The sequence below is a fragment of the Proteus faecis genome (genome assembly GCF_003144395.1).
Classification (GTDB): domain Bacteria; phylum Pseudomonadota; class Gammaproteobacteria; order Enterobacterales; family Enterobacteriaceae; genus Proteus; species Proteus faecis.
Map to the genome: position 1 here is coordinate 42,290 of NZ_PENZ01000001.1, position 12,767 is coordinate 55,056.

The window sequence follows — 12,767 nt, forward strand, 5'->3', positions numbered from 1 at the left end:
TTTTTTAATGAATTAAATCTGTCGCACTATTTTGCCCACCTAGATCATTAATGTATTTATAGGTCATTTTATCGGGTGAAAATGAAAGCGTTCTGCCATTTTCAGCGACTAATACTTCCGTTGATAACGGAGAAACCATAGTTGGTTTAAATATAAATTTTTGACCCGAAGTATTCGTGGCCTCAAGTTGCGCAAATGACACAAAAAAAGGTGAATCGTTTTTAACTTTTATAGTTCCATTATTCTCTTTTGAGAATGATATTTGTTTCTCGATATTATTTAGCTGTGAGACAATCTCAGTTGGACGATAAAATATTTTTAATCGATGATGCACAATAACCGTAAAACTATTTCCTTCTTTTATATCTTTATTCAAATCTTTAGGTGGAATTTGTGCCACATTTAAAAAGAAAATAGATTCTTTATCTTGTGGTAGACCTTCGCCAGTATAAATTAATCGTGCGTCTCTCCCTGTTTTAGGATCGATACGAAAAACGGGGGGTTGAATAACAAAAGGGGCATCTGCATTATCCGGGGTTGAATTAGGATTATTTTTATCCGCCCATATTTGCATAATATAAGGAATTTCATCGTTATTCATAAACTTTAAAACTTCAAAACGTGAATCCGATGAATAAACAATACGTGTTTTTAGCATGGTGACACTAGAATACGACGCAGTGCTATAACTTAAGAAAAATACGATAATTAGCATTATTATTTTTTTCATTACTTATCTCCCTCTTATATAAATAAAAAATGCCTCCTTTATATAAAGGAGACATATAAACATTATTGATAAGAGATAGAGTACTGCACACTACCTTCTACTTTACCTGCTGTTGCAACATCATCTGCATAATAACGTACAGCATAATCATAAGATGCTGATTTTTCGTTTGCTTTTAATACTAGGCCTTCGTTACCTACACCAGTTAAATCAATTTTTGTACCTGTTTTCGCAGGGTCAATAATTTCTAAACTAACATTGTTATTTGCTGCTGTATTACCAATACGACCTTCTGTTGTCAGATTATTAGCAATAAATATAGTTTTAATATTTGTATCTGCTGGTTTAGAACCAGTACAACCACTCACTGCAATAGTAAATGGTGTCTGACCTGCTGTTTTACCCGCAGTATCTAATGCGGTTACGGGCACGGTTGGTAATAAAACAACAGGAAGTGCTGAATTACCATTAACCGTTACAGTACAAGTTTCATCAGAAACTTCGCCTTGAAAACGGATAGTGTTATCAGAAGCCGCATAAACTGTAGATGAAAAAATACCTGCGATCATCGCAGTAAGAAGCATTTTATTCATAGTAAAACTCTCTCTTGTTATATATTTAAATAAATTTTTTTTGGGGTTAAATAAACGAAAAGGCTCACACGAAATAAAATGTTATCAATAACATTATTTCATGCTTATTACGTACTAATATTTAAGTATTTGCAATTATCATCTCATTTACTCGTAAAACGCAACTACATTTAACACATATAAAGCGTAATATTTATATATTTTTCGATTTTAAGCATATTCTCATAGTCTAAATATGACTATTTCGCATTTTTAACAAAAAAAACATCTATTTATTAAGATTAATATTAAAAAATATATTAACTTACTTAAAATTGATATTTATCATTTTTAATAAAACAAGTTCAATAAATTCATTATTTTTTTAAAATTTAAAATAAAATCTTCCATATTATTTTATCATTATCTATATCACCTGTTTCTTTCAGTAACATTTAAATTAGATTAATAAATTAACATTTATTTAATTGATAAAGTTTATTTACAACAAATGCATTCGCTATATTATAATCAATATAACCAAAGATTGTTTAATTTATATTTATTAACTTATTAATGAAAAATAAGGGGGCATTTTAAATAATAGTATCTTTCACTTATTATTATATAACTATATATATTCATTTAATCCAAACGTAAAACATTCTCAAACTTATTCAGTTTCGCTTTACTGAAAATAATAGAGATAAAAAGTATGTTGCTTACTTTTTTTAATGAAACTTCATAATCGCCTACTGGGAGAAAAATAATTTCTCCTGCGCGATATTGTGGATCATCTGGCTCTAAGTTACCGCCAGTTGTATCCTCTCCTGCACCAATAAAAACTTCACCTGATGGACAGTTTATGTTTATTCTTACATCGGGATCTTCAATTTTATCGCATAGATTAATTGTATAAAAACCATCATTACCTAAACCAATAAATGCAATATTGCCTTTGTTCATCTCATCTAACTCATCATCCTGTATGCTCCACCAATCTGCTGTATCTGATTTCCTATGTTGGATTGCTTGTAAATCAAAAATAGCCAAAGTTGCCGTATCAGTAATAAAAGAAAATGCGTTTGACATCTTTATGCTCCCAAAAACAGTATGATCGTACCAAAATTTTTTCTTTCTTTTATACATCGGTTAATCATATAGGATTTTATCTATACTATTTGATTATTCAATTACCTATACTATAGAACTTATTTTCTATGCTCTACCCAGACTCTAAATAATTCAAGATGTAGTTAGGCAATAAATGAGTAAGCGACTAGTTACACACTTAAGTATGTAACTAGAGCGAATGAATATAAGCAACAGCGCTAGGCTTGAAATATGACGAGTATCTACATGGATGACCTTATGAAATTACAACAACTTCTTATCGCCCTTTCTCTTTATGCGGTTTCCTCATTACCAGCAATCGCCGATCCAATTCAATGCTCAGAGACTGAAAAGCAAACTAATATTACTAATAACCACATTATATTATTCAGTTCTTATAACGGCCCGATTAAATCAGTCACGATGACAAGCACGATACCCCATGACGGACGTTTTAAAGCACTAAAAGGTGAAATCCACTTTGATGAGTGTGGAAAATTATTGAAAAATAGCACATCAATGCAAGAGTACTTTGAAGGTAATGTAGAAACTAATTTAATAAGAACATTGCCTAATAACCCTTCTGTTATCCGATATCAATTTCAGATAAAAAATGCCTATGGCTCACACTCTATCTACATGCAAGAAACCTATCATAAAGATGAACAAAACCGGTTCAACAAAAAAGTAATCCAATATTACGCAAATGATGGCGCTTTACTGGATACCATCACTAGCCAATTCGACTATAAAGATGGGCGCATTATTAAAGAGACAAGCAAGTCGTCTGATCCTACAACTAAGACTATTACAACAGAGTACATCTATAGTCCTCAAGGAAAACTACAATCAGTAATAGAAGACGGCAAAATAAATGTAGAATACCAGTATGATCTAGAAGGAAAAGTTGTTACTCAATCAAACTATATCAAAGGCGTTAATGGAGAAGATAAAGCCTTTATCACCACCTGTCTTGAATGGGATAAATTTGCTAACTGTTCAAAAGAAGAACTTGAAAGTACAATTAAATTTAATGATAAAGTCATTAATTTTAGTAAGGCCATGCTTCATAACGAATTTATTTACTACGAATAATGTTTACATTATATCTTTTGTATCTAATTTAAGTTAAAAATATAAAAATCAGACTATCAACAATAGACTGATTTTTATATTCATCATATATCTTATTATCTATGACTAAATCCCCTTCATAATACTTTCATTTAAAAACAATCCGTGTAAAACGATTTAAATCTGTTAATGATAAAATTACTTTATTGTATATTCTCTATTTTATTATAATATTCAATAAGAAAGGCCACCTTATTAAATAAGATAGCCTTTGATTTATCTAATTTTATTATGTATTACGATATTGAGTCTCAGCTTCTTCAAAGCGTTGTTGATTCTCTTTGCTTGGTGCTTTCCCCATTAAACTAATGACAACGATAGCAATAGAAGCAAAGATAAAACCGGGAATAATTTCATACAACCCAAACCATTTATATTGCATCCACACTAACACGGTTAAAGCCCCAATCAACATTCCAGCAAATGCACCATTACGAGTCATACGTTTCCACATTACAGAAATGAGGATCACAGGACCAAAAGCAGCACCAAAACCAGCCCACGCATTACTCACTAAATCAAGCACCTTATTGTTTGGATCTCGTGCTAAGAAAATTGCGATAATCGCAACTAATAACACCATGCCACGTCCTACCCAAACTAGCTCTTTTTGGCTCGCACTTTTACGAATAAATGGTTTGTATAAATCTTCAGTTAATGCACTTGCACAAACTAATAATTGGCAGCTTAATGTACTCATAACCGCAGCTAGAATTGCAGACAAAAGAATACCAGCAATCCATGGATTAAAGAGCAGTGAAGCCAGTTCCATAAAAATACGTTCATTTTTAGCTGTTACAGCACCCGCTTGTGCTGGGTTCATTTCAAAATAAGCAATACCAAAGAATCCAACCGCAACGGTTCCACCTAAACAGAGGATCATCCACGTCATACCAATACGGCGTGCTTTACGAATAGTTTGGTTAGAATCAGCCGCCATAAAACGTGCAAGAATATGAGGTTGCCCAAAATAGCCTAATCCCCATGCTAATAACGAAACAATAGCGATAAAATCAAGCCCTTTGAACATATCTAAATAAGATGGATCTTTTGCTTTAATAATAGCAATAGACGTATCAATACCACCCACAGAGAAAATGACAATAATAGGAGTCAAGATCAGAGCAAAAATCATTAAAGTCGCTTGAACTGTATCAGTCCAACTTACAGCAAGAAAGCCACCTAAAAAGGTATATGCAATCGTTGCAATGGCACCATAAATCATCGCTTCGTGATAAGGAATATGGAACGTAGATTCAAATAGCATTCCACCAGCAACGACACCTGATGCACAATAGATAGTAAAAAAGGTCAGAATAACTAACGCTGAAATGATACGTAGCATCTTGCTTTTATCATCAAAACGCGATGTCAAATAATCAGGTAGCGTTAATGCATTATTGTTTTTTTCAGTTTGCAGACGTAAACGTCCCGCGACTAAACGCCAGTTTAGCCACGCACCTAAACAGAGTCCAATAGCTATCCAACTTTCTGAAATACCAGCAAAAAACACCACGCCAGGTAATCCCATTAATAACCAACCACTCATATCTGAAGCACCCGCTGACAATGCAGTTACTACACTGCCCAGCCTCCGACCGCCAAGAATATAATCATCAAAGTTTTTTGTTGAGCGATAAGCAAGGTAGCCAATAAAAAGCATACCCAAGATATAGATAGTAAATGTAATTAGCATTGGCGAAGTTAGAGCCATAATTGCAGTTCTCCATAAATCTGTTTCCGACCATCGGTATGCTTTTCACTTGTACAGGAACGTTGCACTTCGTTGCGCATTAATGATCTTTTCAGTTTTTAATTAAAATAATTTCTTACAGCAACAGATAAAACATTCACATCAATCCTAGAATAGGTTAGCTGCATTTAACAAGAAATTAACGTTTAAATGTTTAAATTTTGTATATGACTTCACACTATTTGTCTTAATTAAAGGATGCATTATAAATATAAACATTAACAATATAAATATAATTTATTGATTTATATGCAAATATATTAATTTGATAAATTAGATGTTTTTTTAATTAAACACAAAACCTGACTACTTTCACATTATTTATAAATAAAATGTTAACAATGTTGCACAAAGTTGCAACATGAATGATATTAATAAAAATAACGGGTAACTGATACTTGTGAATTAGAAATAGAATATGAGGAGCACTGCATGAGTAGCACAACAATGGGTGTTAGGCTTGACGAAGAAACCCGCAATAGATTAAAAGAAGCTGCACAGAAATTAGATAGAACATCGCATTGGTTAATAAAACAGGCTATTTTCAATTATCTAGAACAAATTGAAAATGATCAGGTTAATCTTGGTCACTCAGCATTTGCAGATCAAGATCTTGATGAAAGCACTGAAATACCAGCCACTCATTATCAGCCTTTCTTGGAGTTTGCTGAACATATTCACCCGCAGTCTGTTTTACGCTCAGCAATTACTTCTGCATATCGCACACCTGAAACACAAGCTGTACCGATGCTATTGCAACAAGCAACCTTACCTGCAAATGAAGCTCAAGCAACACATAAATTAGCCTATTCCATTGCCGAAAAATTACGTAAACAGAAAAATGGCATTGGACGTTCAGGATTGGTTCAAGGTCTATTACAAGAGTTTTCACTCTCTTCACAAGAAGGTGTTGCCCTAATGTGTTTAGCAGAAGCTTTATTGCGTATTCCAGATAAAGCCACGCGTGATGCACTTATTCGCGACAAAATCAGTCATGGAAATTGGCGTTCACACTTAGGACAAAGTCAATCTATGTTTGTGAATGCTGCCACATGGGGCTTATTATTTACAGGTAAACTAGTTTCTACACATAATGAAGAAAAATTGTCTAACTCTTTAAATCGTATTCTCACTAAAAGTGGCGAGCCATTAGTCCGTAAAGGTGTTGATATGGCAATGCGTTTAATGGGTGAACAATTTGTGACAGGTGAGACTATTTCTCAAGCACTCGCAAATGCGCGTAAACTTGAAGAAAAAGGCTTTAGCTACTCTTATGACATGTTAGGAGAAGCGGCATTAACAGAAAAAGATGCTCAAGATTATTTGGTTTCTTATCAACAAGCCATCCATGCAATTGGTAAAGCTTCTAATGGCAGAGGTATTTATGAAGGCCCAGGAATATCTATCAAGCTTTCAGCATTACATCCTCGTTATAGCCGTGCTCAATATGAACGAGTGATGTCAGAACTTTACCCACGCCTACTCTCATTAACATTACAAGCAAAGCAATATGATATTGGGATTAATATTGATGCCGAAGAAGCAGATAGACTAGAAATTTCACTCGACCTACTTGAAAAACTCTGCTTTGAACCTGAATTAGCAGGTTGGAATGGTATTGGCTTTGTTATTCAAGCTTACCAAAAGCGCTGTCCATTAGTTATTGATTATGTCATTGATTTGGCACGCCGTAGTCGTCGTCGTTTAATGATCCGTTTAGTGAAAGGCGCCTATTGGGATAGCGAAGTAAAACGCGCTCAAATCGATGGCCTTGAAGACTATCCTGTCTATACTCGCAAAGTGTATACCGATGTCTCTTATCTTGCTTGTGCGAAAAAGCTACTCGCATCACCTAATTTTATTTATCCACAATTCGCCACGCATAATGCACACACACTATCAGCAATTTATCATTTAGCGGGTCAAAACTATTATCCCGGACAATATGAATTCCAGTGTTTACACGGTATGGGTGAACCCCTTTATGCTCAAGTAGTCGGTAAAATAGCAGACGGAAAATTAGGTCGCCCTTGCCGTATTTATGCACCTGTAGGGACTCACGAAACATTACTTGCTTACTTAGTCCGCCGTTTACTTGAAAATGGTGCTAATACTTCATTTGTTAATCGAATTGCGGACACTACAATTTCGCTTGATGAATTAGTCGCCGATCCAGTCAAAGAAGTGAATAGAATAGCTCAAACTGAAGGCCAAGTTGGGCTTTCTCATCCTAAAATTCCACTTCCTAATAAACTGTATGGTGATGAGCGTAAAAACTCCCCCGGTATTGATATGTCAAACGAACATCGCTTGGCATCGCTTTCTAGCGCCTTATTAACATCAGCAACTGAAAACATACATTGTGAACCTTTATTAGGTGATACGTTTAACTCTTCAGAAAAAACACTAGAACCACAATCTGTATTAAACCCAGCCAATCATACGGATGTTGTAGGTACAGTAAGAGAAGCCACTGAAGCAGAAGCAGATTTTGCCTTAACCATTGCCCAAGAAAAAGGTGGGATCTGGTTTGCAACACCACCAGCACAAAGAGCTTCATTCTTGATCCGTACAGCGGAATTAATGGAACAGCAAATGGGGCCACTTATGGGAATATTAGTGCGTGAAGCGGGCAAAACTTACAGTAATGCCATTGCTGAAGTCCGTGAAGCCATTGATTTCCTTTATTACTATGCAGCACAAGTAGCTCAAGATTTTGATAATAATACACATCGTCCTTTGGGACCTGTGGTTTGTATTAGCCCATGGAACTTTCCATTAGCCATATTCAGTGGGCAAATTGCAGCTGCTTTAGCCGCGGGTAATACCGTGCTTGCTAAACCAGCAGAGCAAACCCCATTAATTGCCTCAAAAGCAGTAGCACTTTTCCATCAAGCAGGTATTCCTTCTTTTGCACTACAACTGCTACCAGGACAAGGTGAAACTATTGGTGCACGTTTAGTAGCTGATGAACGTGTTCGTGGCGTGATGTTTACAGGTTCAACCGATGTTGCTCATATTTTACAAAAGACCTTAGCAGGTCGATTAGACAGCGAAGGACATCCAGTACCTTTAGTGGCAGAAACCGGTGGTTTAAATGCCATGATTGTAGATTCATCTGCCTTGACAGAACAAGTAGTGAGTGATGTTATGGCTTCCGCTTATGATAGCGCAGGCCAACGTTGTTCTGCTTTACGCCTTTTATGTATTCAAGAAGAAGTGGCGGATCATACTATTGAAATGCTTAAAGGTGCGATGGCACAAGCCACAATAGGTGATCCAAGTTTGCTATCCACAGATATTGGCCCTGTTATCGATAAAGAAGCAAAATCGGCCATAGAGAAGCATATTCAATCTATGCGCACAACAGGCTTTGATATTTATCAAGCATCACACAATAATTTGTCAAAACACATTGAACATAACAGTACTTTTATTCAACCGACTTTAATTGAGTTAGATAAAGTCAGTTCATTGAAGAAAGAAATCTTTGGTCCAGTGTTACATGTTGTACGTTATGCAAGCCAAGATTTGCCTGCTTTGCTAGAAGAAATTAATGCAACAGGATATGGGTTAACCATGGGCGTTCATACGCGTATTGATGAAACTATTGCTTATGTTGCCTCAAATGCCAAAGTGGGAAATTTATACGTAAATCGTAATATGGTTGGTGCGGTTGTGGGAGTTCAACCTTTTGGTGGGGAAGGATTATCTGGTACAGGACCAAAAGCAGGTGGCCCTGTTTATCTGTATCGCTTATTATCTAAACGCCCTGAAAATGCGGCCACACAAACATTGGCTCGCCAAGATGAAACACTCCCTCTCGATACTTCCATGCGTAATACGTTATTACAAGCTTATCATAAGTATATGGAATGGTTATCAAACAGAACAGATCAATCACACTATGAAGCTTTAGATAAATATGCTCTTGCATCTCAAGCTGGAACATTACGCGTATTACCAGGACCGACAGGTGAACGTAATACTTATCAACTAGTGCCTTGTGGTCATGTGCTGTGTATTTCAGATAACGAACAAGATGCATTCACTCAAATTGCAGCGGTTCTCGCTTGCGGTTGTCATGCTATTGTCGTTAATAGCCTATTCTCACAAAAAACATATCGTGAATTACCTGATATTGTCAGAAAAGCCATTACATTAACTGAAAAATGGGATAATGAGTCACTGAAAATAAATGCCGTGATTTACCATGGTGATGGTGATCAATTACGTGAAACTTGCCAGAAAATTGCTCAACGCAAAGGGGCAATAATTTCTGTACAAGGGTTTTCTCGCGGTGAGACTGGTCTATTATTAGAGCGTTTATTACATGAAAGAGCATTAAGTATTAATACAGCAGCTGCAGGAGGTAATGCAAGCTTGATGACGATCAGTTAATTACCCCTTCTCTTTTTATCTCTTTGTCTTGGAGACCACCTTTAAAATGTATTTTCTGAAAGGTGGTTTTTTCTTTTGTTACTCTATGTCGTTATGTCGTTATGTCGTTATGTCGTTATGTCGTTATGTCGTTATGTCGTTATGTCGTTATGTCGTTATGTCGTTATGTCGTTATAAAGAGAGCGCCCAACATGTTATTTTCTAATGCTGTGATTGTCCTCACTCTTTTTATATTTATGATTCGCGATTAGTTAGCTGGGTAAATATACTTACCATCAGGTCAACCTAGAAGTTGATTTAATTATATCTTTATGAATACCTGAAACTTGCGCCCCACTGTGGGCGCTTTTTTTATCTATCAATATATTATTAGTTTAAATATTCTTATTAAAGGATAGATAAAGAATTTTAAGATAAGAGGGAAAAACAGAAAAGTAAATAAAGTATGATGATAAGTGACAAAGAAAAGGAGTAGGCTAGGCTACTCCTTTTAAGGTCTCTCTTGAGCGCAATTAGTGACTACTACTCATCGATGGTGGCTCTTGGCACCAATCGAGATATTGCTCATACTTACGTAGTGCAATATTGTAGTTACTAAATGCAGAGGGAGTGAGCTTTTTACTCAAGTCTGACTGAATTTTCTCGGTCGTAAACTCTTGACGTGGAAAATTAGTTGAAGTCAGTAATTCATCGAGCCGACGTAAACGAACCACATACTCACGAACAGTACTGTGGCTCATCTCCGTTTGTTCAAACAAATACTGCTTAAAAGACATAATATCAAAGTAGTCAGTTTCACTATTACAGTAAATCTCACTACAGAAACGACATAGCGCAGAAAATTTCTCTTGTAACGTTTCCCACGTTTCATCATCAATTAAATCCGTCATTTCAGAAATGGCTTCTTTATTGATAACTTGGCGATTGAATACGAGAGAGATCCGATCCAGCGCCTTGTGGCAATGTAGACAATGAGTCTGGCTGTGTTTATAGTCTTTAATGTAACGGCTTAGCGGCCGTTTCTTTTGTGTTGAAACAGACATAAGAGATAAAGCCCTGTGTTGTAGTCTTAATAAACAAAAACAAAAATAAGCAAAACTTCTATTTCTCTGGGTTTAAGCGTGCTCGCAGCCTTTTTATGGCTTGGCTGTGTAGCTGGCTCACGCGGGATTCCCCGACATTAAGCACTGCGCCTATTTCTTTCAAATTAAGTTCTTCCTGATAATACAGGGTAAGAACCATTTTTTCCCTTTCGGGAAGCAATTCTATCGCGTCTATGACTCTTTGGCGAATATCACTTTCTAATAACATCTGTAATGGATTGTCATCATGATCTTCGTCTTGAGACGGTTCACAGCTTTCACCGTAAATTTCATGCCATTCGTCATAAGAGAACAATTGGCTGTTATTCGTATCCAATAGGATCTGCCGGTATTCTGCTAACTCAATCTGCAAATGATCAGCAACTTCCTGTTCTAATGGTGGTCGTCCTAGATCCTGTTCTAGTTGATGAATAGAATGAGTTACTTCTCTTGCATTACGACGCACACTACGTGGCGCCCAATCTCGACTGCGTAGCTCATCTAACATAGAGCCACGGATACGTTGAACAGCATAAGTGGTAAAGGCAGCACCTTGCATTGAGTCATAACGCTCAACGGCGTTTAATAACCCAATTCCACCCGCTTGCAAAAGATCATCCAATTCAACACTCGCAGGTAACTTGACCTGTAATCGTAATGCTTCATGGCGAACCAACGGGACATATCGCTCCCAGAGGCTATTTTTGTCCATCACGCCTTCGGCGGTATACAAATCACTCACAACAAAAGACACCTTTGGATAAAAGACCGGAAACCATTATCTGGCGAAATAAATTTAGCAATCGACTGAACAGTGAAGCAAAAGCGCCTCTTTTTCACCTATGCCAAATTTTCAGCAAAAATCGGGTTTTCATTGATAATTAATTTGTCATTGCATTACGAGAACTACTTTACCTTAAATGATCGGCGACTAATCCTTAGAAAAACCGTTAATTAAATTGATAATTTAGCTCATTAAAAGAAATTGATGCATTGAATATGCATTCTGTTCATAAAAAAATAACATATAAATCATAGTATTTTATTTTGTGAGATTTTAGCGTCTTGAGCACAAGTTGAAATACTCATAAATGATTAATTAAAAAAACGATTGTTTTGATGATAAAACACCCACTACAAAAAAATGTAGTGGATGCGATTTGAGGATTATTTAAAATTGAAATTAACGAAGCAGTGATAATACGTTTTGAGGAATTTGGTTTGCTTGAGCAAGCACAGAAGTCCCCGCTTGTTGCAGTATTTGACCTTTACTCATATTAGACACTTCTGTTGCATAATCGGCATCTTCTATACGGCTACGTGATGCGGTTAGATTATTCACTGTATTGCCTAAGTTAGTAATGGTTGAATCTAAACGGTTTTGTACAGCACCCATGGCACTGCGTAAGCTATCGACTTGAGCCAGTGCGTCATCCAGTGCTTTCAGTGGTTTTTCAACCAGCATATCTAAACCTGCTACCGCGTTTTTAGTAACATCCACTTTTGCTTTAATACCTGTGGCACCAGGAGTTACCTTTGCATCAAAGTAACCTTCAACACCCTTTGCATCTACAGTTTGTATGATAAGTTTTGATTTATCGTCTTTACCATCGGCACCTTTCGCATAATAAATATCATAGCTTTTAATTGTACCTTGTGTAACTTGATCATCTAGCGCTTGAGTATCCAACGCTTGCATTTCTTTAGGTGGTGTTGTCCCCCCTGTTGGAGTCACTTCCACGTTGGTTGCTTTAGAACCGAGTTTGCTTTTTGCTGATAAATCCAATTTATCAATACCCAATGTAGTCGCATCGGTTTTTTTCAGAGCAACACTAATTTGTTCTTTATCATGCGCACCAACCTGTAAATTTAATGTGCTATCTTCACTTAATACTTTTACGCCATTAAATTGAGTCTGCGCTGAAATACGGTTTATTTCTGCGGTACGTTGATTCACTTCTTCCTGAATAGATTTAATATCG

General features: G+C 36.2%; 10 protein-coding genes. 3 read left to right on the forward strand and 7 right to left on the reverse strand.

From position 1 onward, the window contains the following. Positions 1 to 4 precede the first annotated feature (4 nt). The 3 genes from DK858_RS00185 to DK858_RS00195 all read right to left on the reverse strand — a co-directional run bounded on the left by DK858_RS00185 (position 5) and on the right by DK858_RS00195 (position 2,394). The gene (locus DK858_RS00185) at positions 5 to 730 is read right to left on the reverse strand and encodes a fimbrial biogenesis chaperone (protein WP_109395716.1); all 726 of its coding nucleotides are present in this window, start codon (positions 728 to 730) and stop codon (positions 5 to 7) included. A 62-nt stretch (positions 731 to 792) separates the two neighbouring features. Next, the gene (locus tag DK858_RS00190; RefSeq protein ID WP_109395717.1) at positions 793 to 1,323 is read right to left on the reverse strand and encodes a fimbrial protein; all 531 of its coding nucleotides are present in this window, start codon (positions 1,321 to 1,323) and stop codon (positions 793 to 795) included. Positions 1,324 to 1,947: 624 nt separating this feature from the next. Next, on the reverse strand, positions 1,948 to 2,394 hold the full coding sequence (locus DK858_RS00195) for a DUF6386 family protein (RefSeq protein ID WP_109395718.1): 447 nt from the start codon (positions 2,392 to 2,394) through the stop codon (positions 1,948 to 1,950). A 279-nt stretch (positions 2,395 to 2,673) separates the two neighbouring features. On the opposite strand from DK858_RS00195, the gene DK858_RS00200 reads away from it, so the two are divergent. Next, positions 2,674 to 3,510, forward strand: coding sequence for a hypothetical protein (locus tag DK858_RS00200; RefSeq protein WP_162556647.1), 837 nt, complete (start codon positions 2,674 to 2,676; stop codon positions 3,508 to 3,510). 268 nt (positions 3,511 to 3,778) lie between these two features. On the opposite strand, the gene putP is transcribed toward DK858_RS00200, so the two are convergent. Beyond that, entirely contained in the window at positions 3,779 to 5,263 is a 1,485-nt protein-coding gene (gene putP, locus DK858_RS00205; RefSeq protein WP_109395720.1) for a sodium/proline symporter PutP, read from the reverse strand. Between the two features lie 471 nt (positions 5,264 to 5,734). On the opposite strand from putP, the gene putA reads away from it, so the two are divergent. Then, positions 5,735 to 9,703 carry a trifunctional transcriptional regulator/proline dehydrogenase/L-glutamate gamma-semialdehyde dehydrogenase gene (putA, locus tag DK858_RS00210; protein ID WP_109395721.1) on the forward strand — a complete coding sequence of 1,323 codons (3,969 nt, stop codon included), beginning with the start codon at positions 5,735 to 5,737 and terminating at the stop codon, positions 9,701 to 9,703. A gap of 46 nt (positions 9,704 to 9,749) precedes the next feature. Then, positions 9,750 to 9,908, forward strand: coding sequence for a hypothetical protein (locus tag DK858_RS17990; RefSeq protein WP_162556648.1), 159 nt, complete (start codon positions 9,750 to 9,752; stop codon positions 9,906 to 9,908). A gap of 307 nt (positions 9,909 to 10,215) precedes the next feature. Here the strand turns inward: DK858_RS17990 and fliZ are convergent, their stop codons facing one another. The 3 genes from fliZ to DK858_RS18430 form a co-directional block, all read right to left on the reverse strand. Then, complete coding sequence (gene fliZ, locus DK858_RS00215; RefSeq protein ID WP_075673009.1) at positions 10,216 to 10,746, reverse strand: flagella biosynthesis regulatory protein FliZ; 531 nt, start codon at positions 10,744 to 10,746, stop codon at positions 10,216 to 10,218. A gap of 58 nt (positions 10,747 to 10,804) precedes the next feature. Beyond that, positions 10,805 to 11,527 (reverse strand): RNA polymerase sigma factor FliA, encoded by a 723-nt coding sequence (locus tag DK858_RS00220; protein ID WP_036912728.1) that lies wholly within the window; start codon positions 11,525 to 11,527, stop codon positions 10,805 to 10,807. Positions 11,528 to 11,968: 441 nt separating this feature from the next. Continuing rightward, a complete protein-coding gene (locus DK858_RS18430) occupies positions 11,969 to 12,742 on the reverse strand; it encodes a flagellin (protein ID WP_109395722.1) in 774 nt (257 codons plus the stop codon). Positions 12,743 to 12,767 lie beyond the last annotated feature (25 nt).

Excerpts from the sequence above, each read along its gene's own strand:
- putP (WP_109395720.1), bottom strand. The coding sequence starts at position 5,263 with ATGGCTCTAACTTCGCCAATGCTAATTACATTTACTATCTATATCTTG.
- DK858_RS00195 (WP_109395718.1), bottom strand. The coding sequence starts at position 2,394 with ATGTCAAACGCATTTTCTTTTATTACTGATACGGCAACTTTGGCTATT.
- fliZ (WP_075673009.1), bottom strand. The coding sequence starts at position 10,746 with ATGTCTGTTTCAACACAAAAGAAACGGCCGCTAAGCCGTTACATTAAA.
- DK858_RS00200 (WP_162556647.1), top strand. The coding sequence starts at position 2,674 with ATGAAATTACAACAACTTCTTATCGCCCTTTCTCTTTATGCGGTTTCC.
- DK858_RS00190 (WP_109395717.1), bottom strand. The coding sequence starts at position 1,323 with ATGAATAAAATGCTTCTTACTGCGATGATCGCAGGTATTTTTTCATCT.
- DK858_RS00185 (WP_109395716.1), bottom strand. The coding sequence starts at position 730 with ATGAAAAAAATAATAATGCTAATTATCGTATTTTTCTTAAGTTATAGC.
- putA (WP_109395721.1), top strand. The coding sequence starts at position 5,735 with ATGAGTAGCACAACAATGGGTGTTAGGCTTGACGAAGAAACCCGCAAT.
- DK858_RS17990 (WP_162556648.1), top strand. The coding sequence starts at position 9,750 with ATGTATTTTCTGAAAGGTGGTTTTTTCTTTTGTTACTCTATGTCGTTA.